The 26,082-nt window shown below is 72.8% G+C and carries 21 protein-coding genes; 13 read left to right on the top strand and 8 right to left on the bottom strand.

Annotated features, from left to right (window positions below; all coding sequences use genetic code 11):
* Positions 1 to 102: 102 nt before the first annotated feature.
* Positions 103 to 444 carry a DUF202 domain-containing protein gene (locus tag G6553_RS09700; protein WP_166191517.1) on the bottom strand — a complete coding sequence of 114 codons (342 nt, stop codon included), beginning with the start codon at positions 442 to 444 and terminating at the stop codon, positions 103 to 105.
* Positions 445 to 508: 64 nt separating this feature from the next.
* On the opposite strand from G6553_RS09700, the gene G6553_RS09695 reads away from it, so the two are divergent.
* Positions 509 to 1,309 carry a thioesterase family protein gene (locus G6553_RS09695; RefSeq protein ID WP_166191514.1) on the top strand — a complete coding sequence of 267 codons (801 nt, stop codon included), beginning with the start codon at positions 509 to 511 and terminating at the stop codon, positions 1,307 to 1,309.
* A gap of 66 nt (positions 1,310 to 1,375) precedes the next feature.
* On the opposite strand, the gene G6553_RS09690 is transcribed toward G6553_RS09695, so the two are convergent.
* Entirely contained in the window at positions 1,376 to 2,926 is a 1,551-nt protein-coding gene (locus tag G6553_RS09690) for a hypothetical protein (RefSeq protein ID WP_166191511.1), read from the bottom strand.
* 298 nt (positions 2,927 to 3,224) lie between these two features.
* Between G6553_RS09690 and G6553_RS09685 the strand changes: the two genes are divergently transcribed.
* Together G6553_RS09685 and G6553_RS09680 are read left to right on the top strand one after the other, a co-directional pair.
* Positions 3,225 to 5,903 (top strand): hypothetical protein, encoded by a 2,679-nt coding sequence (locus G6553_RS09685; protein WP_166191508.1) that lies wholly within the window; start codon positions 3,225 to 3,227, stop codon positions 5,901 to 5,903.
* Positions 5,904 to 6,360: 457 nt separating this feature from the next.
* Positions 6,361 to 9,273 (top strand): Ig-like domain-containing protein, encoded by a 2,913-nt coding sequence (locus G6553_RS09680; protein WP_166191505.1) that lies wholly within the window; start codon positions 6,361 to 6,363, stop codon positions 9,271 to 9,273.
* A 168-nt stretch (positions 9,274 to 9,441) separates the two neighbouring features.
* Here G6553_RS09680 and G6553_RS20675 read toward each other — a convergent pair whose 3' ends face one another.
* Positions 9,442 to 10,542, bottom strand: a complete 1,101-nt coding sequence (locus tag G6553_RS20675; protein WP_207619573.1) for a hypothetical protein — start codon at positions 10,540 to 10,542, stop codon at positions 9,442 to 9,444.
* 23 nt (positions 10,543 to 10,565) lie between these two features.
* Between G6553_RS20675 and G6553_RS09670 the strand changes: the two genes are divergently transcribed.
* Genes G6553_RS09670 through G6553_RS09650 form a run of 5 tightly spaced genes read left to right on the top strand, consistent with a single transcriptional unit; the run spans position 10,566 to position 15,213 of the window.
* On the top strand, positions 10,566 to 11,249 hold the full coding sequence (locus tag G6553_RS09670; RefSeq protein WP_166191499.1) for an NUDIX domain-containing protein: 684 nt from the start codon (positions 10,566 to 10,568) through the stop codon (positions 11,247 to 11,249).
* A 10-nt stretch (positions 11,250 to 11,259) separates the two neighbouring features.
* Positions 11,260 to 12,192, top strand: a complete 933-nt coding sequence (gene mshB / locus G6553_RS09665; RefSeq protein ID WP_166191496.1) for an N-acetyl-1-D-myo-inositol-2-amino-2-deoxy-alpha-D-glucopyranoside deacetylase — start codon at positions 11,260 to 11,262, stop codon at positions 12,190 to 12,192.
* Positions 12,193 to 12,199: 7 nt separating this feature from the next.
* On the top strand, positions 12,200 to 12,559 hold the full coding sequence (locus G6553_RS09660) for a hypothetical protein (protein WP_166191493.1): 360 nt from the start codon (positions 12,200 to 12,202) through the stop codon (positions 12,557 to 12,559).
* Positions 12,560 to 12,568: 9 nt separating this feature from the next.
* Positions 12,569 to 14,290 (top strand): VanW family protein, encoded by a 1,722-nt coding sequence (locus G6553_RS09655; RefSeq protein ID WP_166191490.1) that lies wholly within the window; start codon positions 12,569 to 12,571, stop codon positions 14,288 to 14,290.
* Positions 14,291 to 14,334: 44 nt separating this feature from the next.
* Positions 14,335 to 15,213 (top strand): alpha/beta fold hydrolase, encoded by an 879-nt coding sequence (locus G6553_RS09650; protein ID WP_166191487.1) that lies wholly within the window; start codon positions 14,335 to 14,337, stop codon positions 15,211 to 15,213.
* A 92-nt stretch (positions 15,214 to 15,305) separates the two neighbouring features.
* Here the strand turns inward: G6553_RS09650 and G6553_RS22135 are convergent, their stop codons facing one another.
* Positions 15,306 to 16,259: a GNAT family N-acetyltransferase gene (locus G6553_RS22135; protein WP_166191484.1), complete on the bottom strand. Its 954-nt coding sequence runs from the start codon at positions 16,257 to 16,259 to the stop codon at positions 15,306 to 15,308.
* A 97-nt stretch (positions 16,260 to 16,356) separates the two neighbouring features.
* Here G6553_RS22135 and fdxA point away from each other — a divergent pair, with 97 nt between their 5' ends.
* Positions 16,357 to 16,683 carry a ferredoxin gene (gene fdxA / locus G6553_RS09640; RefSeq protein WP_166191481.1) on the top strand — a complete coding sequence of 109 codons (327 nt, stop codon included), beginning with the start codon at positions 16,357 to 16,359 and terminating at the stop codon, positions 16,681 to 16,683.
* 2 nt (positions 16,684 to 16,685) lie between these two features.
* A complete protein-coding gene (dapC, locus tag G6553_RS09635; RefSeq protein ID WP_347565619.1) occupies positions 16,686 to 17,786 on the top strand; it encodes a succinyldiaminopimelate transaminase in 1,101 nt (366 codons plus the stop codon).
* Between the two features lie 9 nt (positions 17,787 to 17,795).
* Here the strand turns inward: dapC and G6553_RS09630 are convergent, their stop codons facing one another.
* Together G6553_RS09630 and G6553_RS09625 are read right to left on the bottom strand one after the other, a co-directional pair.
* The gene (locus G6553_RS09630; RefSeq protein WP_166191478.1) at positions 17,796 to 18,464 is read right to left on the bottom strand and encodes a hypothetical protein; all 669 of its coding nucleotides are present in this window, start codon (positions 18,462 to 18,464) and stop codon (positions 17,796 to 17,798) included.
* 77 nt (positions 18,465 to 18,541) lie between these two features.
* Positions 18,542 to 19,783, bottom strand: a complete 1,242-nt coding sequence (locus G6553_RS09625) for an AI-2E family transporter (RefSeq protein WP_207619571.1) — start codon at positions 19,781 to 19,783, stop codon at positions 18,542 to 18,544.
* Between the two features lie 153 nt (positions 19,784 to 19,936).
* Here G6553_RS09625 and G6553_RS09620 point away from each other — a divergent pair, with 153 nt between their 5' ends.
* The gene (locus G6553_RS09620; protein WP_166191475.1) at positions 19,937 to 20,680 is read left to right on the top strand and encodes a hypothetical protein; all 744 of its coding nucleotides are present in this window, start codon (positions 19,937 to 19,939) and stop codon (positions 20,678 to 20,680) included.
* A gap of 97 nt (positions 20,681 to 20,777) precedes the next feature.
* Here the strand turns inward: G6553_RS09620 and G6553_RS09615 are convergent, their stop codons facing one another.
* Together G6553_RS09615 and dapD are read right to left on the bottom strand one after the other, a co-directional pair.
* A complete protein-coding gene (locus G6553_RS09615; protein WP_166191472.1) occupies positions 20,778 to 21,740 on the bottom strand; it encodes a hypothetical protein in 963 nt (320 codons plus the stop codon).
* Between the two features lie 61 nt (positions 21,741 to 21,801).
* The gene (gene dapD, locus G6553_RS09610; RefSeq protein ID WP_166191469.1) at positions 21,802 to 22,743 is read right to left on the bottom strand and encodes a 2,3,4,5-tetrahydropyridine-2,6-dicarboxylate N-succinyltransferase; all 942 of its coding nucleotides are present in this window, start codon (positions 22,741 to 22,743) and stop codon (positions 21,802 to 21,804) included.
* Positions 22,744 to 22,833: 90 nt separating this feature from the next.
* On the opposite strand from dapD, the gene G6553_RS09605 reads away from it, so the two are divergent.
* On the top strand, positions 22,834 to 24,942 hold the full coding sequence (locus tag G6553_RS09605) for an FAD-dependent oxidoreductase (protein WP_347565613.1): 2,109 nt from the start codon (positions 22,834 to 22,836) through the stop codon (positions 24,940 to 24,942).
* 71 nt (positions 24,943 to 25,013) lie between these two features.
* A complete protein-coding gene (locus G6553_RS09600) occupies positions 25,014 to 25,889 on the top strand; it encodes a DUF559 domain-containing protein (protein WP_166191466.1) in 876 nt (291 codons plus the stop codon).
* The last annotated feature ends 193 nt before the right edge of the window (positions 25,890 to 26,082 follow it).

The raw sequence follows: 26,082 nt of genomic DNA, 5'->3' as shown, positions 1-26,082 counted from the left end.
CATGCCATTGTCACGGGCTGGGGCTCCGCCCGGGGCGTTTCGTCCGTTCGCGCGATGTGACGTCCCGCTCGCGGCCTGCCGGTCTCGAGGCCGGCCGCGGACTCAGCTGATGCTCAGCGTGACCGCCAGGAGCACCGCGGCGACGAGCACCGCGCCGGTCATCACCGCGCCGAGCCCGAACCGCGGGAGCGGCCGACCCGTGCGCATCGCCCGCTCGACGAGCGCCCACCGCCGGTAGGCCAGCAGCGTGGTGCCGCCGCCGAGGAGCACCAGCACGACGACGAGCACCTGCCGCAGCCCGTCCTGCTCCGGCACCCCCAGGGAGTGCAGCGCGACGCCGCCGGCCAGCACGGCCAGCGCGGTGCGGACCCAGGCGAGGAAGGTGCGCTCGTTGGCCAGCGTGTACCGCGGGTCCGGCTCGTCCCCGACGTCGTAGGCGCCCATGCCGCCATCCTGGCGCACCGGGTGGGCGGCGGGGGCGGTCCGGCCGGTCGATACCGTCCGGGTCATGCACGAGTACGACGCCCAGACCGCCGTCACGCCGACCGGGGACGGGCTCTACGCCGCCGAGCTGTCCGAGGGCTGGCACGTCGGCGGCGGCATCAACGGCGGCTACCTGCTGGCGATCATCGGCCGCGCGATCAGCGAGCACCTGCCGGCCAAGCCGCACCCGCTGGCGGTCAGCGCGTACTACCTCTCGGCCTCGACCGCCGGCCCGGCCGAGGTGGCGCTGGACGTCCGTCGTGACGGGGGCTCGATCAGCACGGTCGCCGCCGACCTCCGGCAGGGCGACCAGACGCGGATCACCGCGCTGGCGACGTACGGCGACCTCGGGCGGTTGGGCGACGACGTCCGCACGACCGCCGAGGAGCCGCACCTGCCGCCGGTCGAGGAGTGCGTGCCGTCGTCGATGGCGCCGGAGGAGGTACGCCGCGTGGCGCCGCTGATGCAGCGCTTCGACATGCGCTTCCACCCCGACCACATCGGGTGGGCGGTCGGCGAACCGGGCCGCACCGGCGCGATCTCCGCGTGGTTCCGCTTCGCCGACGGCCGCGAGCCCGACCCGGTCTCCCTGCTGCTCGCCGTCGACGCCCTGCCGCCGGTCACCTTCGACCTCGGCATGCCCGGCTGGGCGCCGACCCTCGAGCTGACCGCCCACGTCCGTGCGGTCCCCGCTCCCGGCTGGTTGAAGATCCGCCACGCGACCCGCAACATGGCCGGCGGGATGTTCGAGGAGGACTGCGAGGTCTGGGACTCCACCGGCCGCTTGGTCGCCCAGTCCCGCCAGCTCGCCCGGCAGCCCCGCTGATCTCACTTCTGGGAATCCGCGACGCACCCGGCGCGACACGGACTCCCGCGACCCGACTCCTGCTCTCTAGGCCCCGGCTACGTCGGCGTCGTGGATCGCGGGCCCCCGCTCGAGCCACCACGAGGCCGCGCGCCGGATGTCCTCCTGGTCGTGCTCGGCGAGTGCCTTGAGCTCGGTGGCGCCCTGCATGCCGAGCGCGAACAGCGTGGCGTGCCGGTCGGCCGGACGCTGCTGCGCGGCCACGGCGTCCGCCAGCGCCGTGGCGTCCTCGTCGGGCAGCCCGGCGCACGCCATGCCGACGTTGACGAGCGCGCGGGCGCGGAGGGTCGGCCGCTCCTCGGTGCGGGCGCGGCGGACCACCTTGTCCTCGCGGCCGCCGTGCCCGACCCGCATCAGCACCGTCCACGCGCGCGCGGCGAGCAGGTCGTTCGGGTGGCCGGTGAGCCGCAGGCACTGCTCGGCGACGGCGGGCGCGTAGGGACTGGCGGCGATGACCAGTGCCGCGTGGTGACGGCGGGGCTTGTGCACGTGCAGGAGCGCCTCGCGCAGCAGCCGCCGGAGCATGGGGTCGGGCTCGCGGGAGTGCTGGGTGGGCGTCTGCGCCTGCGCAGTGGCGGCGAGCTCGGCGACGATCGCGACGGTGCGGGCGTGGGGGACGAGCTCGGAGGTCGTCCGCGCCTGGGTGACCATGCCGAAGGCCCGCCGCGTCCGCAGGCCACCGCTCACCCGTTCCCACGACTCGTCGGGCAGGTGGACCGCCAGGTCGAAGAAGTCGAGCCGCCCGTCGAGCGGGTCCGCGCGCCGCAGCGCACCGACGACGACGCTCTCGAGCTGCCTGAGGGCATCGCCCCGCAGGTGCCCGCGAGCGACCTTGTACGCCGCCACGGACGCCGCCGCGCGGCGGAGGTTGCCGTCCTCGCTGCCGAGCAGGCGCAGCACGAGGTCGCCGGCCGGGGCGTCGGGCAGCTCGGTCAGCAGGTTGAGCACCGGAGCGATCACCTGCGTGTCGGGGTGGACGACGAAGCTGCCGATCGCACGGAGCATCGGTCGTTGCGCCGCGCGGTGCCGCAGCATGGTCGCGGCGGCCTCGTACCGGCGTACGTAGGCCGGTCCGACCGCCACCCCGAGCTCCTCGACGAGCTGCCCGCAGAGCCTGGTCCACTCCTCCTTGCGCAGGAAGACCCGGTCGAACTTGTGCAGCTGCTCGGCCAGGCGCAGCCACAGCGCGCCGCTGGCGTCCCCGCGCTCGGCGGCGTCGAGCATCCCCTCGAAGGAGCCGGGCGTGAGCTCCTCGTCGCGCAACGACGCCTCGCGCGGGGGAGGGGTGCTGCCGAACCCGCGTCGCAGCCCGGCCGCCACGGAGACCAGGGCTCCTTCCGGGAGACCGAGGACCCGTTCGTACGTCGCCACGACCCGCCCCGGCACCGCCTGCAGGCCCGACTCCCAGCGAGACACCCGGCTGTTGTCGACCTGGACGCCCTGCTCCTTCAGCACCTTGAGGAACCCCTCGCGCCGAGCGAGCTCGGGGTCGGGTCCGAGCAACCGGTTCGTGCTCAGCAGCCAGGCGACCCGCTGGTCCACGCCGACGCCGAGCTCGGTGACCGGTATCGGGTCCACGGGCAGCTTCTGCGGCCGCCCCCGGCGCCGCGCCGCGCCAGAGCTCTCGCCGGTGCCTGTCATGGGATCCTTCCGGGCAGGTGAGTCGAAGCGACTCCATGACCCGGTTCACGTCGTCGGGACACATTTATTGCAGAAGTAAAGACGGACTGCAACAACCCGGGGTGGTCCAAGCCACCTCCCTAATGTTCGGGATGGCCCAGGAATCCGTGTCCCGGGCCACAGGGGCCCTCATCGGTGGTTCCCTGCCGGCGAGCTCAGCTCGCCACCTTTAATCATTCCGGAAGGAAACACACGCATGAACAGCAGCGGCATCAAGCGGGGTCTCGCGGTTTCCGCGATCTCCGCTCTCGCGGTCGCCGGTATCCCGGCGCTCGCTTCCCCGGCCTCGGCGGCGCCTACTGACTTCACCAATGAGAGCGTCGTCTTCACCGGCCCGGCTCTGAACGGTGGTGACGAGGGCGCGGAGGTCGTCCTCAAGGTCCGCACGGGCGTCGAGGTCAACCTGGACAACCTCGAGCTCGCAGCCACGGGCTCGGCCGAGATCGGCAGCCAGAACACGGACCTCCAGAGCGCGGCCATCGTCGAGGACTCCGCTGTGCGGATCACCGACGCGGCCTCGAACGAGTTCGGCGGCCAGGACGGGTTCGACGAGATCCGCCTGCGGGTCGCTGTCACGACGTCCTCGCCCGGCGCCACCGCGACGTTCCGGGTGTTTGAGAACGAGGGTGACACGCTGAACAACCAGCTTGACGCTGGCGAGCCGCGCGCACAGGTGGCGGTGACGACCGGTGGGCAGCTTGCTCGCATCGAGCTCACGCCGGTCAACCAGACCGCGGCTGAGGGTGTTGAGAGCGGCAACTTCACCGTGACTCTGCGTGACGCGGCGAACCGCCTGACGCAGCTGCGCTCGAACCAGACCATCACGATCGCTCCGCCGACCGATGGTGAGGACACCACGGTCGAGATCAGCGACGGTGACGACTCGGTGAACGACCCGACTCCCGCCGACCTCGTGATCTCGTCCGACGAGATCGTTCGTGGCACGGACACGTTCACGGCGACCGCAGACGAGGTTGACGTCTACGACATCACCCTCACCTCGAACACCGACCCGGTCGTTTCGGCCACCGCGACTCTCGATGTCGTCCGTTCCGCCGGTATCACCGACGATGAGGTCGACATTGTCACCGGCGCGGACACGTGGATGGGCTTCGGCGACGACACCAACCCGGCTGAGTCGACCACGGAGGTCCGTGTTGACCAGACGTCGATCCGCATCGACATCCAGGCTCGCGATCGCGACGCGCAGGGTCGACTCGTCGACGCTGGTGGCACCGTTACCCTGAATGTTGCTGGCACCAACCTGCGCTTCGGCGGCCAGACGTCCACTACGGTGAGCACCGTTCTCGACGCCAATGGGCGCGGGTCGCTGACGATCACGCCTGACGCTGGCACCATTCAGGAGAACTCCAGCATCGAGTTGACCGGCTCCTTCACGCAGACCATCGAGTTCAACCGGGCGCGCGTCGCCACGGTTGAGCCGGCTGCTGCGACCTACGTGTCGGCCGTCGACGGCTCGGTGGACGTGACTGTCAACGTTCAGGACCAGTTCGGTGACCCGATCTCGAGCGGTGAGGTCGAGGCCGCTCGGACCGGCGGGCCGAACGCTGACACCGCCGCCACCGTTCAGCGCAAGGCTGTTGGCCCCAACGGGCAGGTGACCTTCACCTTCACCAACGCCCGCGCTGCGGCCGGTCAGTCGGACACTGTCGAGTTCGAGTTCTACCGTGACCGGTTCGCTGCGGCTCCCGAGCCGAACGTGACCGAGGAGTCTGCCACCATCCGCTACACGGTGGACGGGCAGGGTCGGGACTTCACCACCCGCCTGGACAACGTCACCGCCTCGGGCACCGGTTACAACCCGGCCAGCATTCGCGTGGTTCCGCTGACCGACACGCTCGCGGACGACAACCCCGCCACCCCCGGCGGTGCGGCGACTGTCAACGAGTCCGTCGACCTCGAGATCGCCAACGCTGAGCCCGGTGCGCCCGTGACGGTCACCGTCGACAACGGCGCACTCATCCTCGCTCCGGACGAGGACCGCCTTTCCGAGGGCTCGTCGTCGATCACGACGGCGATCATCAACACGGGTGAGCCGAACGCTGGCAATCTTCCTGCCGGTTACCGGATTGTGGGCACCCAGTCCGGCCTGGTGACGGTCACGGTCACTTCCGCCAACCGCACGGAGACGTCGCAGTTCACGGTCGCCCCGCAGAGCAACCCGGCGGCGGCTCGTAACCTCGCGGTGAGCGGCCCGGCTGAGGCCGTGACGGGCGACCAGCAGGTCACCTACACGGTCGTTGTTACCGACGCGTTCGGCAACCCGATCGCTGGTGTCTCGCGCAACGCCCTGAACATCCAGGTCTCCGGCCCGGGTGCCTTCCAGGACAGCGACGCACTCACGAACGCCGCGGGCGAGCTGAAGGTCAACGTCCGCCTGGACGACAACGCCAACGGCACCGTCACCACCACCGTCCAGGGCCTCGGCGCTCAGTTCGGTGCGGCTGAGAACCAGCTCACGGCGACCTCGCCGGCCAACAGCGCCGCCGGCTTGTCGGCTTCGTCGGCTCAGGTCCAGGCTTCGACGATCGTCAAGCCGGGCAAGCCGGACACCCCGGTCCGTCAGCCCATCACGGCCACGGCTGCAGGCTCGAACCGCGCCTCGGACAACTACGACCGCGTCCGCGTCTCGGTCGACAAGCCGGAGGCCGCTGCTGGTGCTGCTGTCGAGCTGTACAAGGTCAACGCCCAGGGCAAGGTCCGCCGGGTCAAGACCAAGGCTCTCAACGCCAACGGCGTGGCCACGTTCGTCCGCAAGGACCTGAACGGCAAGAAGGTCAGCAAGTACTTCGCGAAGGTCCGCCCGACGGACACCTCGAAGGGCGACCGGACCAACGCCGTCCGCATCAAGTGACGGTCTGATCCTCGGATCAACACACGGGTGACCCCCCGGGCCTTCGGGCCCGGGGGGGAGCTCCCACCGGGGGCCTAGCTCCCGCAGCCCCCGGGGCTGCACCCCACCGATAGTCGGGACACACAGACGCGGTCCGGGCCATTCTCTGTTTGCCGCTGCGCGAGAATGGTCCGGACCGCCTGTCTCACCCTAGGGCACGCGATCCGCGTGACCTCGACAAGGACGCCGTGCGACGCACGGCGTCTTTCTCATTTCCCCGGGTGGACCAGACAGCTGGCGCGCGGGCCCGGCATCTCGCCGGACGAGGTCGATGTGATCTGCAGCAGGGTGCACGCATGTGCTCCGGTTCGATGGGTAAAGGCGCTTCGGCGCTGGTCCAGACCAGCGTGCGGTCGGGACACGTCCCGGCCGAGTCGGTCGGGAACGTCTCGGCCAACCGACACGGAGGTTGAAACGCATGCGTAGCAGCGGCATCAAGAAGGGCCTGGCGGGTTCCGCCATCACGGCCCTGGCGATCACCGGCGTACCCCTCATGACGGGCACCGCGAACGCCGTACCTCTCGACACCCAGGTGCAGGGGCTGTCTCTGCTCACCGGTGGCGGTGACGAGACCCTCTCCTTCGCCAACGACGGCACCAACACCACCGAGTCGCTCGTGGCGGTCGCGCCGAGCGCCGTCACCTCGGTGACCTTCCAGTACCGCCGCGGCACCACGGGCGACTGGCAGAACATCGGCGGCGCCGTCACCCGCAACGCCGACGGTGCCTTCGTCACCGAGTGGACCCAGCCCGGTGACGTCCGGGCCGGCGACACCGTCGAGCTCCGCGCCGTGCCGAACACCGGCGAGGCCAACGCGGTCACCCAGTCCGCGACCGTCGCAGCCGCCGGCTCGCCGACCGTCGAGCTCGGCACCGAGGGCAATCTGGGCTACTACCGCGACCAGATCGACGGCGACGGCAACGTGGCGGTGCGCGGCACCACCTCGGGTCCGACGACCGGCATCTCGGTGACCGACGAGTTCAACAGCGGCACCGTGACCGGTCTCGCGTCCACCGCGCCCCAGGGTGGCGGCACGTCGTCGTTCACCGGGGTGCTGAAGTACGCCGACAACGACTACCCGTTCTCCTCCGGCACCGAGGCCAACCAGGTGGCGCTGACCGCCACGGCCGGCACGGACGAGGACACCGAGGCGTCGACGTACTACCTGCAGACGGTCCGCACCGTCACCGCGACGCCGGCGCGCACCAACATCCCGAGCGGCGGTACGACGTCCGCGACCGTGACGGTGCTTGACCAGAACGGCAACCCGGTCGCCGGCGCCAACGTCGGGTTCACGCGCGACGAGAACACCAGCGACACCACGCCCGCCCAGGACAACCAGCGGGCCGGCGAGACCGACGCCAACGGACAGGTCACCCTGACGGGCCTCGGCGCCGGGACCTACGTCGTGTACGCCGACACGAACGCCACCGCTGGCCTCCAGGACGCCGACGTCCGGGCGCAGTCCTTCACCCTCGGTGCCTACCAGCAGCAGCCGACCAGCGTGAGCGTCGCCGCCGACCCGAACCGCAACGCCTACGACCTCGACGAGCTCGCCGGCACGACGTTCACCGCGTCGGTCGACGACCAGCAGGGCAACGGCGTCGCGGGCCAGCCGGTCCAGTACCGCTGGACGGTCGACCCGGCGGGCACCGGAGCCAACCAGTCGACGGAGTGGACCAACGCCACCGGCCAGACGAATGACGAGGGTGAGGTGGCCATCCCGTTCACCAACCCGGCGACGACCCAGGTGCCGGGCGCCTACACCCTCGAGGTGCGCCGCCCGAACGTCGGCGGCACGGGTCTCATCAACGGTCAGCCGCTGACCTTCCAGGCCGCCGAGTCCGAGATCACCTTCGCCGAGGGAGCGAGCGCGAACGCGCCGGTCAACGGCAGCTACACGGTCGTCGGCCGCCTCGCGCTCACCGGCACCGGCGGCGCGAACCTCGCCGGCCGCACCGTGACCATCACCGAGGCGAGCGTGGGCAACGGCGACGCCGCCTTCGCCCCGACCGCCCAGCAGCCCAACGGCACCACGGTCTCCGGCGACACCGCCACCGCGACGACCGATGCGAACGGCGAGTTCCGCGTGGTGCTCACCGACCCGACGGTGGCGCCGAACGTCACGCCGACGCCGGAGTCGACCGTCGTCAGCGCCGTCGCCCAGGGTCTCCGCGGTCAGGACGACGTCGCCACGGCTGACGCGGCGGGTCAGATCACGGTCAACTTCGCCCAGCAGGCGCAGGTCGGCTCGATCGACGTGGCCGTCGACTCGCTCTTCGAGGGCAACCCCGCCCCGGGCAAGCCGGTCGACCTGGACATCACGGTCCGCGGCCAGGGCCAGGGGGGCCAGGCGGGCGCGGTGCTCGGCGACGTGCCGGTCACCGTCTCGGTCGACAAGGGCTTCCTCAGCCCCAACGCCGAGACGCGCAACGACCTCGCCCTCGACCAGGGGAACGACGACGCCGGCGACCTGTTCGGTGCCTACCAGGACCTGGGTCAGCAGGAGGAGCTCTCCACTGCCGACGCCGGGAACGAGACCGGTACGACGGGCATCGTGGCCACCATCGGTCGCGACGAGGGCTTCGACGACGACGGCCGGGTCACGGCGACCATCACGGTCACCGCGGGCGGCGTCACGGAGACTCGACAGGTCACCTTCGACTCGCGCAACGCGCTGAACATCGAGCAGGTCGAGCTTGCTCGCCGCGGCAGCGGCGCCGCGACGATCGGTCAGGACGTGCGGTTCAACCTGTTCGCCCGCGACCAGTTCGGCAACCTCGTCGGTGACCGCGAGGCCACCATCAGCGACGACACTCCGGAGGCGGAGATCAGCACGGATGGTGAGTTCAACCGGACCACCACCGACTTCACCGCCTCGAACGCCGCTGTCATCGCCCGGTCGCAGAACGAGGTCGTCCAGACCCTCACCGCTGCGATCAACGGCGCCCCGCGCACGACGGTCAACGCCGCCGGCGACCCGGTGACCGAGACCCGGACGGCGACCGCCGACTCCGAGCCGATCACCTGGCAGCAGAAGGCGACGCAGCCGGAGACGATCGTCGCCAAGCTCACCGGCAACAACAACGGTGTGAAGCAGGACGTCCTCAAGGTCAAGACCCGCAAGATCGCCGCGGGCGCGACCGTCAAGCTGTTCCGCGTCGTCAACGGCAAGCAGAAGCTCGTCAAGACCGCGACGCTGAACAAGAACGGCGCGAAGACCTTCCGCGTGGCCGACAAGAACGGCAAGAAGTTCACGAATTACATCGCGAAGGTCGCCAAGCAGGACGCCCACAAGGGCACCACGACGAACAAGAAGCGCGTCCGCTGACCCGTTCGCCAGCCGGTCCCTGACGTCGCTGCCAGGGGCCACACCGACCGGCCGTCCTCCTTCGGGAGGGCGGCCGGTCGTCCTGTCCGAGGTGCGCCCGCTTGTGGATGACGACGAGCTAGTCCGTGACGTTCGGCAGGTGATGGGGCGCGGATCGCCTGCCGAACGTCACGGACTATCCCGCCGCAGCGCTCGGGGCCTGGGGTCCGGAGGCGCGCCGGAGGTGCGGGGGACGGCGACCACCCAGCGGCGACGGGGGTGCTCGGTGACGGTCCAGAGGAGGTCGTCGGAGGGTGACCAGGTGATGTCCTCCGGGCCCATCGGGAGCGCCCACCGGTGGCGGCGGAAGGCGCCCGGGCGGCCGGCGTACAGGGAGCCCGGCGTCCACGGCCCGTGCGACGCCGTGACCAGGTACGACGTGCCGGCGGTGACCGCGCCCTGCATGCCCGCGAGGCCTGCGTCGTCGAGGGTCGCCGGCCGCGCGAAGCCGTCCTCGCCGAGCTCGGGCAGGCCGGTCTCGTCGAGCGGGTAGTGGGCGAGGCGGCGGGTCTGCTTCCGGCGGCCGTACTCGCCGGCAAGGAGCCCGGGCGGATCGACGGAACGGTCCAGGGAGAGGAACGAGTAGCGCAGCCGCTCGACGCCGTCCTCGGCCGCTGCCTTGTGGGTGAACCGCACCGGCAGCACCCAGCGGTAGCCGAACATCGAGTCGCCCTCGACCGGCGCCCACATCAGGTCGTCGAGGCGGACGGTGACGAAGCCGCGGGCGGTGGCGGCGACGTGGAGGTACGGGCCGCGCCACACGATGCCGCCGGCGTGGACCCGCAGCGGCTCGAGGTGCACCTCGCCGTCGCGCATCGTCGGGACGACGAGGAGCACGTGGCGGTAGCGGCGCGTCTCGAGGTCGATGAAGGTCAGGCGCGAGCCCTGGCCGCCGTCGTGGGCGGCGGCCTGGGCGTACCAGGAGACGACCAGCACCCGGCGCCCGTCGACGAGGCCGGGCCCGTCGACGGCGTCGGCGGAGGAGGTGACGCCCTGCGGCCACCACAGCGGGTCGCGTCGGTCGGCGGCGTCCCAGGTGAACGAGCGGCGGACCTTCCGCCCGAGCACGCGACCGAGCGGACCCGGGCGGCCGCGTCGCCCGGTGGCCCGGAGGTCGGCCAGGAAGTCGGCGAGCGGCACCCGCCCGCCGTCGCCGCGGGCCAGCCGGGCGGCAAGGGCGTCGATCTCGGCGACGTTCTCGGCGGCCCGGGTCAGGTGCACTCCGGTCATGGCTCGACCTTAGGGTTCGCAGGGTGAGGCAACGGGTCGTCGGCGCTGCGATCGTCCGGGGCGGGCGCGTGCTCGCCGCCCGCCGGACCCGCCCGCCCGAGGCCGCCGGCCGGTGGGAGCTGCCCGGCGGCAAGGTCGAGCCGGGGGAGCGGGCCGACGACGCGCTGGAGCGCGAGCTGCACGAGGAGCTCGGCGTCGACGTCGAGGTCGTCCGCTGGCTCGCCGGCGCCGTACCCATCGGTGACCGCCACGAGCTGACCGCCGCCCTCGTCCGGATCACCGGCGAGGCCGACCAGCTCGAGCCCCATGACGACACCCACGACCGACTGCGCTGGCTCGGACCGGACGAGCTCGACGACGTCGACTGGCTCGAGCCGGACCGCCCGTTCCTCGCCGAGGTCGCCCACGAGCTGCACCGGGCGGCGCCGACGGTGCGCGGCGTGTTCTTCGACGAGGACGACGCGGCGGAGGCGGCGCGACGGCTCCGCCACGACGGGTACGACGCGTACGTCGAGCGTGAGCGCCTGGCGGGCGAGGACGACGACGAGGACCACCCGTGGGCGGTGCTCACCGACGCCCCGGTCGTCGCGCTCGAGCTGCTCATCGACGAGCTCGACGGCTGGCTGGACGAGGAACAGGACGCACCCGTCGCGGGTTCACCCCTCGACCTCCCGACGCAGCCGCGCCGGATCAAGCGACCGACCTAGGATCACCTCCATGCCCGAGCGCCCCGAGCAGCCCCAGCACCGCCTGCTCCTCGTCCACGCCCATCCCGACGACGAGACGATCGGCCAGGGCGCCACGATGGCGAAGTACGTCGCCGAGGGCCGCGGCGTCACGCTCGTGACCTGCACGGCCGGCGAGATGGGGGAGATCCTCGTCCCCGAGCTCGAGCACCTGGCCGCCGACAAGGAGGACCGCCTCGGCGAGCACCGCCGCGGCGAGATCGCCGACGCGATGGCAGAGCTCCGTGTCACCGACCACCGCTGGCTCGGCGGCTTCGGCACCTACCGCGACTCCGGCATGGCCTGGCACGCCGACGGCCACGCGATCGGCGACCCCGAGGTCATCGCCAAGCACCCGAACGCCTTCTGGAACGCCGACCTCACCGAGGCCGCCGACCACCTCGTCGCGATCATCCGCGAGGTGCGGCCGCAGGTGCTGGTCACCTACGACCAGTTCGGCGGCTACGGCCACCCCGACCACATCCAGGCCCACCGGGTCGCGATGTACGCCGCGCAGCTCGCGGCAGTGCCGTCGTACCGGCTCGAGCTCGGCGAGCCGTGGGACATCGCCAAGATCTACTGGGGTGCGATGTCGGAGAGCCGCATGCGCGAGGGGCTGCGGATGCTCCGCGAGGCCGGCGACACGACGTCGTTCGAGGGCATGGACCCCGACGGCCCGCTGCCGCACTTCGTCACGCCCGACGAGAACCTCGCCGCCGGCGTGGACGCCACCGACTTCGTCGACCGCAAGATGGCCGCGCTGAAGGCGTACCCGACGCAGGTCACGACCGACGGCCCGTTCTTCGCGCTCAGCAACAACGTGGGGGCGACCGCCTGGGGACTGGAGTTCTACCGGATCGCCAAGGGGCAGCAGGGGCCGGTCGGCGACGACGGGCTCGAGGCCGACCTCTTCGCCGGGCTCTGACCTGCTCGTGAAGGTGGTCGCCGCGGTCGGGCGGCTCGTCGCGTCCGCGGCGCTCGGCCTCGCGGTCGCGGTGGCGACGGTCGCCCTCCACCAGCTGTGGTGGGGGCTGCTGCTCGGCGTCGCGGCGTCGGCGGCCGCCGTGGTCGCGCTGCCCGTCCACTGGTCGGCGCGTCCGCCCTACGCCGTGGCGTACGCCGCCGTGCTGGCCGCCGCCCTGCAGGAGCGGCCCGACGGAGGCTTCCTCGTGCCGGCGGGCGTCGCGGGCTACGTCGTCCTCGGCGTGGCGGTGCTGCTGCTCGTGCTCTCGGTCGCCACGCTGCCACGCCCCGACCGGACGCCTGCCGCGTCGTCGACCGAGCCTTCCTAGACTGAGCGGGTGACCGAGCCGCAGACCGCCCCGTCCCGCGAGAAGGCCGGCGGCCGCGCCGTCCTCCTCGTCCTGCTGGGGCTGGTGGTGCTCGTCGGCGCCGGCTGGGTCGTCGCCTACGCGATGGCGGGCGACAAGGTGCCCCGCGGCACGAGCGTCGCGGGGGTCGCGATCGGCGGCAAGACGCCCGAGGACGCGGTGGCCACGCTGCGCGACGGCCTCGCCGACCGCGCGGCCGAGCCGTTCACGCTGACCGCCGGGGGCGAGACCTTCGAGCTGGACCCGGCCACGGCCGGGGTGTCGGTCGACCACGAGGAGTCGGTCGCCGAGGCAGGCGGCGGGCGGTCGTGGGACCCGCGCCGCCTGTGGGCCTACTACACCGACGGCGACGACCTCGACGCCGTGGTGGACGTCGACGACGCCGCGCTCGCCGAGGCGCTGGCCCCGGTCGAGAGGGGGGTCGGCCGGCCGGCCCGCGACGCGGCCGTGTCCTTCGAGGGCAGCCGTGTCGTGACGCGCGAGCCCCGAACGGGTGAGGAGGTCGACCGCCAGGCGCTCCGCGACGACCTCGCCGCGGCGTACCTCTCCGACGACCCGACCGTCGACCTGCCGCTCGTCGAGGTGGAGCCCGAGGTCGACGAGGCGGACCTGCGCACGGCGGTCGAGGACTTCGCGAACCCGGCGATGTCCGGCCCGGTGACGCTCGTCTTCGGCGACTCGCCGGTGCGGCTGCTGCCGCGCGAGTTCGGGCCGCTGCTCTCGATGACCGCCGAGGACGGCGCGCTGGTGCCCGAGGTGGACGAGGCCGCGCTCGAGGAGCTCGTCGGCGACGCGGTCGGCGACGACGGCGCACCCGTCGACGCGACCGTGCGGCTGGTGAACGGCAAGCCGAAGGTCGTCCCCGCCAAGCCGGGCGTCAGCTACGACCCCGAGGACGTCAGCGCGACCTTCCTGGACCTGGTCACCCGCGAGGAGGGCGACCGCGAGCTCGAGGTCGAGGCGCAGGTCGCCGAGCCGGAGTTCACCACCGCGGAAGCACGGAAGCTGAACATCAAGGAGCAGGTCTCGACGTTCACGACCTACTACCCTCACGCGGACTACCGCAACGTCAACCTCGGCCGCGCCGCCGAGCTCGTCGACGGCACGGTGCTGAAGCCGGGGGAGACCTTCTCGCTCAACGACACCGTCGGCGAGCGGACCGCGGAGAACGGCTTCACCGAGGGCTTCGTCATCAACGACGGCATCCTCGTCGAGGACCTCGGCGGCGGTGTCTCGCAGATGGCGACGACCTTGTTCAACGCGATGTTCTTCGCCGGGCTCGAGGACGTCGAGCACAAGCCGCACTCGTTCTACATCGACCGCTACCCGGTCGGCCGCGAGGCGACCGTCGCGTGGGGCGCGCTCGACCTGCGCTTCAGGAACGACACCGAGCACGGCGTGCTCATCGACGCGAAGGTGTCCCCGAGCAGCCCGGGCGGGCAGGGCGCCGTGACCGTCTCCATGTGGTCGACGAAGGTCTGGGACATCACGAGCACCACCTCGGACCGCTACGCCTACACCCCGCCGAAGACGCGCACCCTGACCACCGACGACTGCTACCCCAACACCGGCTACTCCGGCTTCCAGGTCGACGTCGTGCGGTACTTCAAGCGACCCGGCCAGGACGAGGTCGTCAAGCGCGAGGAGTTCCACACGACGTACACGCCCTCGGACACGGTGGTCTGCCGGTAGCCCTTCGTCGGTAACCGCGAGGCACGCGCGTCGTTGGTCTAGACGTGCGCGCATCCCTCGCGGCCGTCGTCTCGGCTCTCGTCACTGCTCTCGTCACTGCTTTCGTCCTCGGCGTGCTCGCCACGCTCGGCACGACCGGGACGGCCGCAGCGGCGCCGTCCGGGTTCCCGCTGCCGCTGCCGGGCGGTCTCGGCGAGCCGACGGGGGCCAACGACTGGGACTGCGAGCCGACGAGGAAGCGGCCGACGCCGGTGGTCATCGTCCACGGCACGATCGGCGACCGGAAGAGCCTTCTCGACCCGCTGTCGGCGGCGGTCAAGGCCAAGGGGTTCTGCGTCTTCTCCCTCGACTACGGCAACCGCGGCACCGGCGACATCGTCACGTCGGCCAAGCAGCTCAAGCGGTTCACCAACCGCGTCCTGAAGGCAACGGGCGCGGCGAAGGTCTCGATGGTCGGCCACTCGCAGGGCGGGATGATGCCGCGCTACTACATCAAGTTCCTCGGCGGCGCGAAGGTCGTCGACGACCTCGTCGGGCTCGCGCCGTCCAACCACGGCACCGTCCTCAGCGGCGGCACCGCGCTGGCGCTGCTGACCAACCCGCTCCTCGACGTCGTCTGCTACTCCTGCAACCAGCAGGCCGTCGGCTCGGCCTTCCTGCGCCGGCTCAACGCGGGCGACGAGACGCCCGGCAAGGTCAGCTACACCCAGGTCACCACGGCGTACGACCAGGTCGTGGTGCCGCACCTGTCCGGCTACCTCAGGGCGGGCCCGCGCACGACGAACACCACCATCCAGGACTCCTGCCCGGGCGACCTCGCCGAGCACCTGCTCATCCCGACGAGCCGCACGGCGATCGCCTGGACCCTCGATGCGCTGACCCGGCCAGGTCCGGCGCGGAAGGACTTCCGGCCGCCGTGCTGAGCTGGGGGAGGCACCTGCTCGGCCCGCAGTGCTGACCTCCGCCCGCTCGCCGTCGGCCGCCGCGGGCCGGCCCGCACCACCGGGCTGGGCCGCTAGCGCGCCAGGTAGCGGTACCGGTGGTGCTCGACGAACCCCAGCCGCTCGTAGAGCGCCAGCGCAGGCACGTTGTCGCCGAGCACCTGCAGGTACGCCGTGGTCGCGCCGAGCTCCGCGCCCCAGCCCAGCAAGGCGGCCATGACCCGCAGCCCGAGCCCCTGCCGCCGCCGGTCGGGGTCCACCTCGACGCTGCGGAACCCCACCCAGTCCCGGTCGTACGCCGCCACGCCGGTCGCCCCCGGAAGGCTCGCCCGCACCACCCCGGGCGCCAGCGACTCGACCTCCGGGCCGTCGGCAGCACCGCCCGCGCCGCCGGCGGAGCGCAGCGCGCGCCGCGCCGCAGCCACCCCGGCCACGGAGAACACCGTGTCGGCCTCGTCGCTCTCGGCGACCCACCCGCGCTCGCGCAGCCCGGCCTCCTCGGCGCTGTCGGTGAGCACGGCCGCGACCGGCCGCCCGGTGGTGGCCCGGTAGAAGGCGACGACCCGCTCGAGCGCCTCGTCGACCGGCAGCGCGCCCGGCGGGCCGACGGCGAGCACCGAGTTCGCGCGCCGGTTCGGCGAGGTGGGGGAGTGCCGGAGCAGCCACCCGCCCGGCCCGGAACCGACCTCCTCGGTCACCAGGTCCGGCCACAGCGCCAGCGCGCGCAGCTGCGCCTCGCGCGGCTCGACCCGCAGCCGGTGGCTCGGCCGCGGCGGCACCGGCTTGCCGGAGACGATGTCGGCGAGGGCGATCCGCACCGGCTCGGGCAGCGGCTCGCCGGCGCGCGGGTCCGGCTGGAGCACGCAGGTCCCCCCGGGGCCGGCCGTCCACGCCAGGCACGTGCCGAGCAGGTCGGTGAACGCCGGCCCGCCCGTGGGGCCGACCTCGCCGCGCACCACACGGCGTACGACCACGCGCTGGCCGACGACGTGCGGGCCGAGCAGGTGCCGGCCCACCTGCTCGCCCACCTGCCGGCCCACATCGTGGGGTTCTGACGGATCGGGCACGTCCGGATACTAGGGTTGGGTCCGTACGTGCATCCCTTTGCGCTCCCAGGAGGACCCGGTGACCTACGTCATCTCGCAGCCGTGTGTCGACGTGAAGGACCGCGCGTGCGTCGACGAGTGTCCGGTCGACTGCATCTACGAGGGCAAGCGGATGCTCTACATCCACCCCGACGAGTGCGTCGACTGCGGTGCGTGCGAGCCGGTCTGCCCGGTCGAGGCGATCTTCTACGAGGACGACGTGCCGGAGGCGTGGAAGGACTACTACACCGCCAACGTCGGCTTCTTCGACGACCTGGGCTCGCCCGGCGGCGCGGCGAAGATGGGTGAGATCGACAAGGACCACCCGTTCATCGCCGGTCTCGACCCGCAGAACCAGGACCACTGAGCATCTCGTTGAGCGTCTCCTCCCGGCTGCCGGACTTCCCCTGGGACCACCTGGTCCGGTACGCCGAGCAGGCCCGTCAGCACCCGGACGGGATCGTCGACCTCTCGGTCGGCACCCCGGTCGACCCCACCCCCGAGGTCGTCCAGCAGGCGCTGCGGGCCGGCGCCGACTCGCCGGGCTACCCGCTGACGATCGGCCGCCCGGAGACCCGGCAGGCGGCCCTCGACTGGCTGGAGCGCAACCACGGCGTGACCGGCCTCGGCCTGGACCAGGTGCTGCCCGTGATCGGCTCCAAGGAGCTGATCGGGTCGATGGCGGTGCACCTCGGGATCGGTGCCGGTGACCTCATCGGCTACCCCGAGCTGGCCTACCCGACGTACGAGGTCGGCGCCGCGCTCGCCGGCGCCCGCTCGCTGGCGACCGACTCGCTGACGGCCTTCGGTCCCGAGGTGCCGAGGCTGCTGTGGCTCAACAGCCCCTCGAACCCCACCGGCCGGGTGCTGCCGGTCGACCACTTGCGCAAGGTCGTCGAGTGGTGCCGCGAGCGCGGCACGATCCTGGTCTCCGACGAGTGCTACCTCGAGTGCGCCTGGGAGGCGGAGCCGGTCTCGGTGCTGCACCCCGACGTCTGCGGCGGCTCGGCCGAGGGCATCCTCGCCGTGCACTCGCTCTCGAAGCGCTCGAACCTCGCCGGCTACCGCTGCGCCTTTGTCGCCGGCGACGCCGCGCTCGTCGGCGAGCTGCTCGCCGTCCGCAAGAACCTCGGCCTCCAGATGCCCGGCCCCCAGCAGCGCGCCATGGCCGCCGCCCTCGACGACGACGTCCACGCCAGCGAGCAGCACGCTCGGTACGCCGCGCGGCGGCGCGTGCTGCGCGACGCGCTGGAGGGCGCGGGGTTCCGCATCGACCACTCCGAGGCGTCCCTCTACCTCTGGGCCACCCACGACGAGGACTGCTGGGACACCGTGGCCGGGCTGGCCGAGCGCGGCATCCTGGTCGCGCCGGGCTCGTTCTACGGCGCCGCCGGCAACCGGCACGTGCGGGTGGCGTTCACCGCCACCGACGAGCGCATCCAGGCTGCGGCCGACCGGCTCCGCGCCTGACCCCGGGCGTCAGTCGACCGGGTGCGTCAGGCGCGAGCCCCGGGCGCCGGCCCACTCGCCGGTCGCCGTGACCCGGGCGCGCAGCTCCTCCTCGGGAGCGAAGTACGCCGCCAGCCGGGCGCGCAGGTCGTCGTCCAGCTCGATCTCGGTCCGCACGGGGGAGCGGTTGCTGACCGGGAACTCCACGTCCTCGCCGAGCCGCTCCCGGAGCCAGCCCTGCCACACGTCGGTGCGCTCGTAGGCGAAGAGCCGGTCCACACCGATCGAGCCGTCCTGCTTGAGCACGAACCGCGCCGGCCGCCCGAGCACGCCGATCTCGGCGCCGCGGCCGGCGACGTACGCCGCCGCGAACTCCGCGAACTCCATCGACCCGGTCCAGCGGGACCCGTCGCCCTCGGCCTGGCGCACGTGCGGGCTCTGCCGGTAGCGCCACCACGAGTGCAGCCAGTCCACGGGGTCGCGGAGCAGGCTGACCACCTCGTAGTCGTCACGCTCGTAGCCCGCGATCCCGAGCAGCGGGGCGACGTAGCGGTGGAAGGCCCGCACGTTGACGTGCTTGAGCCGGGGGTGGTGGCGCATGACCATCTCGGCCCGGTCACCGAGGGCCTCCTCCAGCGCGGTGGAGGCGCACTTGGGGGCCGAGAGCACCACGAAGCCGTGGGCGGGCAGCGCGAGCACGCTCCGTCTCCTTCCTCCCGGGGACGGACCGGCACCCTAGCCGACCGCGGGTACGCAGTCGGCTGGCACCCGTGCGATCAGGACGTCGCCGGCGGCGTCACGCCGGGGTGCTGCTCCGCGGCGGTGATCGCCGCCGCCTCCTCCGGGGCCGGGTCCTCCGGGTCGTCCGGCGCAGTGGCCTCCTGCGGCGGGTCGGCGAGCCCGGAGAGGTAGCGCAGCACGACGGCGGCCACCGCGGCGACGGGCACCGCGAGGAACGCGCCGGCGATGCCGAACAGCGTCGAGCCGAGGGTGACGGCGAGGATCACCACGCCGGCGTGCAGCTGCATCGCGCGCGACTGCAGCCACGGCTGCAGGACGTTGCCCTCGAGCTGCTGCACCACGATGATCGCCGCGAGCACGATGAGCGCGCCCTGGAAGCCGACCGAGACCAGCGCGACCAGCACCGCGAGGCCGCCGGCCACGAACGCGCCGATGATCGGCACGAAGCCGCCGATGAACGTCAGGACCGCCAGCGGGATCGCCAGCGGGACGCCGACCACGGCCAGCGCGATGCCGATCAGCACGGCGTCGACGAAGCTCACGATCGCCTGGGTGCGGACGAAGCCGCCGAGGGTCGTCCACATCTGGTCGAGGACCTCCTCGAGGTGGCGACCGACCCGGGCGCCGCTCATGCGGGCCACCCAGGGGCGGAACCGGTGCCCGTCCTTGAGGAACAGGAAGGTGAGCACGAGCGTGAGCGCCAGGGTGACCAGGCCGGAGGTGACGGCGTTCGCGGTCGCGAGCGCGCCACTCGCGATCGAGCCGGCGCTGTCGCGGAGCCGGTCCGTGGCCTGGGCGAGGGCGTCGTCGAGCTGCGCCTGGGAGACCAGATCCCGCTCGACCGCCCAGGCCCGCAGCTGGTCGGCGCCCTCGGTCGCGTCGTCGACGATGGCGCCCCACTGGCCGGTCACCGACGGCGCGATCGCGGTGACCAGGCCGGCCAGCACGGCGATGGAGCCGAGAAGGACGACGCCGGCGGCGAGCCCGTGCGGCAGCGGCGTCCGGCGGACCACGTAGTGCGAGACCGGCTGCAGCACCGAGGCCAGCGTCAACGCCAGGAAGATCGGGAGCAGCACGACCCACAGGACGCCGACCAGCCAGCCCAGGATCGCGGCGGCGATCGCGATCCCGATCCAGCGCCACGACCAGGTCGCGAGCCAGCCCAGGCCGGCGCCGATCCGTTGCTGGCGCTCGCGCGGGTCGAGGGTGACGGCGCCGGCGGTGTCGGGAGCGGCCGGCGCGGCGGTCAGGTCGGGGGCGTCGTGGGACTCGGGCACGAGGCACGGTACCCGGCTGGGGCCCTCCTGAGCGCTGGAAGCGGTCCGTCGTGTCGCTGGGGAAGGGGGTGTGGGTCAGGTCACACCGGGTTACCGTGGCGCAGCGACGCCACCCGCGCGTCTGCCCGCTGACTCGACTCCCAGGAGAACTTCATGACCCGTTTCCTCCTCCGGCCGGCGGCGGTGGCCTTCGTGGCCATCGCGCTCGTGCTGGGGTTCGCCAGTGGCGCCGGCGCCGGCGTCGCCCGCAGCTCCAGCACCGCGACGGCCGCCACGACGGCTGCCGCTGCAGCCGACTGCTCGTCCGAGAGGTCGGCGGTCAACAAGGCCACGAAGCAGGCGAAGAAGAAGCAGGCCAAGCTGAAGGCTGCGAAGAAGCAGCTGAAGAAGGCCAAGAAGTCCGGCAAGAAGTCCGCCGTCAAGAAGGCGAAGGCCAAGAAGAACAAGGCCAAGGCGCAGCTCGACCGGGCCAAGAAGCGCAAGGCCCGCGCCCAGCGCGACCTGCGCGAGTGCCAGCGGAGCAGCACCCCGGAGCCGCCCGCCAGCAACCCGCTGCAGCCTGCCTGTGACGCCGGCCTGCCGCAGCCGATCTGCGACGCGTTCGGCAGCCTGCCGATCCCGACCCCGGGCGGAGGCGGCGGCGGCGCGAGCCCGATCCAGCCGCTGTGCGACGCGGTTCCCCAGCTGCAGCCGCTCTGCGACGCCGCGGGCGGCGCCCCGGGCCCCGGCGGCGCGAGCCCGATCCAGCCGCTGTGCGACGCCGGACTGCCCCAGGCGATCTGCGACGCCGCTGCAGGTGGGGGCGGTGGGAACCCGCTCGACGCGATCTGCGACGCGCTCCCGATCCCGCTGCCGATCTGCGACCTCCCGCTGCCGTTCCCGCGCGAGGCCGCCTGACAGCACGAGCTGGAGCACCACCGGCAGGACACGCGGCGCCACCGCCCCGAGCGAGGGGCGGTGGCGCTGTGCTGTGCAGGAGGCCGAGGCGGACTGGTCAGTCGAAGACGTCGACGTGCACGTGGTCGCGGTGCTCGAGGATCGCCCGGTCGCCCGAGCGCGAGGGCGGGTCGTAGTCGCGCCAGCCGGAGCCCGAACGCCAGCCGTTCTTCCAGATCCGGCCGTCGAAGATCACGGTCTGCACGTCGAGCCGGTCGGCCATGGCGACCAGGTAGTGGGCCACCGCCCAGCCGCGGGTCTTGTTCTCGTCGGTGACCGGCCGGAAGAAGATGTCGACCGCGCGGCCGTCGTAGTGCGTCGAGCCCTCCATGTGCCCGTCGCGCACACCACCCGGCGCGAAGCCCCCGAGCGACTGCTCGCCGAAGACGTTCACGACCTCGCGGCGCACCTTCTCGGCACGCCTCACCAGGCCCGAGTCGGTCAGCTCGTCGGAGGCCTCCTCGGCGTCGCCGTCGAGCTCGCAGGAGAACGCCGCTCGCGAGTTCCCCGTCAGCGCCGAGGCGAGCACCCGGGCGTCGGCCTCGTGGTCGGCGTACGCGTCGGGGAAGGCGGACCGCTGCACGCGCTGCGCAGCCACCGTCACCGCCATCGACTCGTAGCCGTCCACCTCGGCCAGCCCGTCGTAGAACGCGTTGGTCGCATACACCGGGTCCAGCACCTGGTCGGGCGTGCCCCAGCCCTGCGAGGGCCGCTGCTGGAACAGCCCGAGCGAGTCCCGGTCGCCGTAGTCGATGTTGTAGAGCTTCGACTCCTGGTACGCCGTCGCGAGCGCGATCGTCGCGGCGCGCGCGGGCATGCCCCGGCCGACGCCGATCGCGGTGATGAGCGCGGCGTTCTCCGCCTGCTCGACCTCGAGCTCGACCGTGCGGCCGTCCACCGTCGCCGTGCACTGCTCGCCGCCGGAGAACGGTGTGGACTCGCGCAGCACGTCCCAACCCAGGTACGCCGTGACGCCGAGCGCTGCGGCGCCCAGCAGCGCCACGGCCGAACCGATCCTCATGCAGCGTGCCTCATGCGCCCAGTGTCCGGGGCCCGCCCAACCCGGCCGGGTCCGACGCGGGTCAGTTGGCGTGCAGCGCGGCGTTGAGCTCAACGCCCTCGCTGCGCCACGGCACCGCCTCGATCGCGCCGGAGACGGAGTTGCGGCGGAACAGCACGTTGCTGGTGCCGGAGAGCTCGATCGCCTTCACCACGCGCGGCTTGCCGTCCATGTCCTTGACGGTGACCTTGGTGCCCGCGGTGACGTAGCAGCCGGCCTCGACCACGCAGTCGTCGCCCAGGGAGATGCCCAGGCCGGCGTTGGCGCCCAGCAGGCAGCGCTTGCCGATCGAGATGACCTGCTTGCCGCCGCCGGAGAGCGTGCCCATGATCGAGGCGCCGCCGCCCACGTCGGAGCCGTCGTCGACGAGCACGCCGGCCGAGATGCGGCCCTCGACCATCGACGCGCCGAGCGTGCCGGCGTTGAAGTTGACGAAGCCCTCGTGCATGACGGTCGTGCCCTCGGCCAGGTGCGCGCCGAGGCGGACCCGGTCGGCGTCCGCGATGCGCACACCGGCCGGCACGACGTAGTCGACCATCCGCGGGAACTTGTCGACCCCGAAGACCGTCACGTGCTGGCCGCTCGCCCTCAGCCGCGCCCGGGTCAGCTCGAAGCCCTCCACCGCGCAGGGGCCGGCCGACGTCCACACCACGTTGGTGAGCAGCCCGAAGACGCCCTCCATCGAGATGGTGTGCGGCACCGCGAGCCGGCTGCTCAGCAGGTGCAGGCGCAGCCACACGTCCTCGGTCGACGCGGGCGCGGCCCGGAGGTCCGCGACCTCGACCGTGCGCACCTCGCGGGTCACGCGGCGTACGTCGTCGCGGCCCTCGAGAGCGGTCAGCTCGGCCGGCACCTCGGCGCCGTCGCGCCCGCCGAGCGCGGGCTGCGGGAACCACACGTCGAGCACGGTGCCGTCGTCGGTCACGGTCGCGAGGCCGTGGCCCCAGGCTGAGGTCGCAGTCACGAGGCTCGAGTCTAGGCGGGGCGCCCGTGCCGGTCCCGGTGGGTGCGACAGCGCGGACGCGGTCGGTGGCGGCGTACCTAGCGTGCGCGCGTGAGCCAGTCCTTCCCCGCCCTGATGTCGCCCGGCCGGATCGGCCCGATGGAGCTGCGCAACCGCGTCGTGCTGCCGGCGATGGACATGAACGTCTCCGAGGACGGCGTGATCGAGGAGCGGGAGATCGCGCACTACGCCGCGCGGGCCGCCGGCGGCGCCGGGCTGGTGATCACCGGCGCCTGCGCCATCGCGTTCCCGCACGGGGCGGCGTCGACGAAGGAGCCGGGGCTGTCGGAGGACCGGTTCGTCCCCGGCCTGCGCGCGCTCGCCGACGCCGTGCACGCTGCCGGCGCGAAGTTGTGCGTGCAGTCGACCCACCACGGCAAGGTCGCGCGCGTCGACACCGCGAACGACCGGCCGCTGCTCGCGCCGAGCCCGCCGACCGGCGGCTACGACATGTCGGCCCTCGTCGACAGCACCCCCGACGAGCTGCGCCGGATGGCGTCCGCGACGGCGGGCAAGCAGGCGACGTACCGCGAGATGACCCACGACGACATCGCCTGGCTGGTCGACACCTGGGCCGACGCCGCCGAGCGGGTCGCGCGGGCCGGGGCGGACGCGATCGAGGTGCACGTCGCGCACGGCTACATCCTCGGCGTGTTCCTCAACCGCCGCGACAACCGGCGCACCGACGAGTACGGCGGCCCGCTGGCCAACCGCGCGCGGCTCGCCTGCGAGGTCGTCCGCGCCGTCAAGGACCGGGTCGGCGACCGGCTGGCCGTGCTGGTGCGGCTCGCGGGGGAGGAGTACGGCGAGGACGGCGGGCTGACCCTCGACGAGGCGGTCGAGGCGTCGGTGCTGCTCGAGGCCGCCGGCGCGGACGCGATCCACGTGACCGGGTGGGGCCGCAACCCCTTCGACAACTTCACCGACGGCCCGCTGCCCGCGCAGGTCGGTGCGTACCTCGACAACGCCGCCGCTGTCCGCGCCCGGGTGGGCGTGCCGGTGATCGCGGTCGGCCGGGTGCTGCCGGAGGTCGCGGAGGAGGCGATCGCGGCCGGGCGGGTCGACTTCGCGGCCATGGGCCGCCAGCTGCTGGCCGACCCCGAGTTGCCGAACAAGCTGCGCGACGGTCGTGCCGAGCAGGTGCGGCCGTGCATCAACTGCTACCTCTGCGTGGCCGAGAACTTCTTCGACGACACCCCCTTCTGCGCCGTGAACCCGGCGCTGGGCAACGAGACCCTGCTGCCGCTGCGGCCCGTCTCCGCGACCAAGCACGTGGTGGTCGTCGGCGCCGGCCCGGCGGGGCTGGAGACCGCGCGGCTGCTCGCCGAGCGCGGCCACCGCGTCACCGTCGTCGACAAGTCCGACCGCCTCGGCGGGACGCTGTGGTTCTCCGCGCTGACCACCCCCGACAACGAGCGGCTGCTGCGCTGGCACGAGGCGGAGGTCGCGCGGCTCGGGATCGCGGTGCGCCTGCGCACGGGGGCGACGGTCGAGTCGGTCCGGGCGCTGCGACCCGACCACGTCGTCGTGGCGACGGGTGCGGTGCGCCCGCGGCCGGACCTCCCCGGCGGCGACCTGCCCCACGTCCACACCGGCGACACGCTGCGCGCGCTGCTCCTCGGCACGGCCACCGCCGGCGAGGGCGGTGCCGTCCTGCGCACCCTCGGGCGACTCGGCCGCGCGTCGGGCGTCACTCGCTCGCCGGAGGCGGTGCGCCGCCTGACCCGCCGGTTCCTGCCCGTCGGCAAGGACGTCGTGGTGGTCGGCGGGTCGCTCGTCGGCCTCGAGCTCGCGGAGTTCCTCGCCGAGCGCGGCCGCCGCGTGACCCTGCTGCACGAGGGCCGCCAGCTCGGCCTGCCCATGGCCATGCCGCGGCGCTGGACGGCGGTCAAGGCCGCAGCCGGCCACGGCGTCGACATCCACCGCCAGGCGGTCGTCACGCGGATCACCGGGTCCGCAGTCGAGTGGACCGAGGGGGAGCGCTCGTTCTCGGCCCCCGCCGACCTCGTCGTGCACGCCGACGGCACCTGCGCCGGATCCCCGCTCGCCGACGACCTGCGCAACGCTGGGTTCGCCGTCGACGTCGTCGGCGACGCCGTCGACGTCGGCTACATCCACGGCGCCGTCCACTCCGCCTGGGAGGTGGCGACCGTCCTCTGAGCGGGCCCGAGCGGGGTCGGCCTGTGGAGAGCGGGATGCACGTCCGGCGTCGTTGGGTCAGCGTGGGGGACATGTCGGTGGTCGAGGTCCTTCAGCGGCTGGGTGGCACCGCCACCCGGGCCCAGCTCGTCGCCCTCACCTCCCGTGCCGAGGTCGACCGAGCCATCGCCGGCGGCGACCTCGTCCGCCTGGCGCGTGGCCGTTGGGCACTCCCGCAGGTGGGCGACGCGCGTGCTGCCGCACACCGGGTCACCGGCGTCGTCTCGCACACCAGCGCCGCGCTCCTCCACGGCTGGTCGGTCGCGACGGCGCCCGATCGCCCGCACGTCATCGTCCCGGGCGGACGCCGACCCGGGCCGGAGTCCGTGCACCTCCACCGCGTCGACCTCGCACGGCACGAGCGGGACGGGCTGGTCACCAGCGAGGCACGGACGCTGCTCGACTGCGCCCGATCGTTGCCGTTCGCCGACGCCCTCGCCGTCGCCGACTCGGCGCTCCGCGACGGCTTCGGGACCCAGGCGCTTCAATCGCTCGCGGACTCGGCGCGCGGTGCCGGCGCGGGAAGGGTCCGGCGGGTGGCCGAGCATGCCAGCCCGCTGGCGGCAAACCCGTTCGAGTCGGTCCTCCGGTCGATCGCCCTCGAGGTCGACGGGCTGGCCGTCGAGCCGCAGGTCGACATCTGGGGCAGCGACTTCATCGGCCGCGTCAACCTGGCCGACAGGCGCCTGCGGATCGTGATCGAGGCGGATTCCTTCGCCTGGCACGGTGGCCGCGACCAGCTCGCCAGCGACTGCCGTCGCTACAACGCCCTCGTCGTGCACGGCTGGCTGGTGCTGAGGTTCTCGTGGGAGGACGTGATGTTCCACCGGGACGAGGTGCGCCGCGTCCTGCAGGCTGCCGTCGACCGACTACCAGAAGTCCGCTGCGCCACCTGCCGCGCCGCGTGAGGCCGGGGCGGCGGGCGACTTCAGGTAGCCCGTCGACGACAGGACAACCGATTGGCGGCCGCGAGCGGCTGCGCCGTACCCTGGATGCACAGGCGTTCGAGCCGTCATCAGCGGTGAGCCTCCGGAAGAACGGGACGCGAGTCCTCAGTAGAACCGGACGGGTGGGCCCGTCACAGCCGCACGAGAGCGGTCG

This window comes from Nocardioides sp. IC4_145 (assembly GCF_011250565.1).
Taxonomy (GTDB): domain Bacteria; phylum Actinomycetota; class Actinomycetes; order Propionibacteriales; family Nocardioidaceae; genus Nocardioides.
This window is presented reverse-complemented; position numbering and strand designations above follow the sequence as displayed.

Coding starts and splice junctions, on each gene's coding strand:
- G6553_RS09700 (WP_166191517.1), bottom strand. CDS start 444: ATGGGCGCCTACGACGTCGGGGACGAGCCGGACCCGCGGTACACGCTG.
- G6553_RS09695 (WP_166191514.1), top strand. CDS start 509: ATGCACGAGTACGACGCCCAGACCGCCGTCACGCCGACCGGGGACGGG.
- G6553_RS09685 (WP_166191508.1), top strand. CDS start 3,225: ATGAACAGCAGCGGCATCAAGCGGGGTCTCGCGGTTTCCGCGATCTCC.
- G6553_RS09680 (WP_166191505.1), top strand. CDS start 6,361: ATGCGTAGCAGCGGCATCAAGAAGGGCCTGGCGGGTTCCGCCATCACG.
- G6553_RS20675 (WP_207619573.1), bottom strand. CDS start 10,542: ATGACCGGAGTGCACCTGACCCGGGCCGCCGAGAACGTCGCCGAGATC.
- mshB (WP_166191496.1), top strand. CDS start 11,260: ATGCCCGAGCGCCCCGAGCAGCCCCAGCACCGCCTGCTCCTCGTCCAC.
- G6553_RS09620 (WP_166191475.1), top strand. CDS start 19,937: ATGACCCGTTTCCTCCTCCGGCCGGCGGCGGTGGCCTTCGTGGCCATC.
- G6553_RS09615 (WP_166191472.1), bottom strand. CDS start 21,740: ATGAGGATCGGTTCGGCCGTGGCGCTGCTGGGCGCCGCAGCGCTCGGC.
- G6553_RS09600 (WP_166191466.1), top strand. CDS start 25,014: ATGTCGGTGGTCGAGGTCCTTCAGCGGCTGGGTGGCACCGCCACCCGG.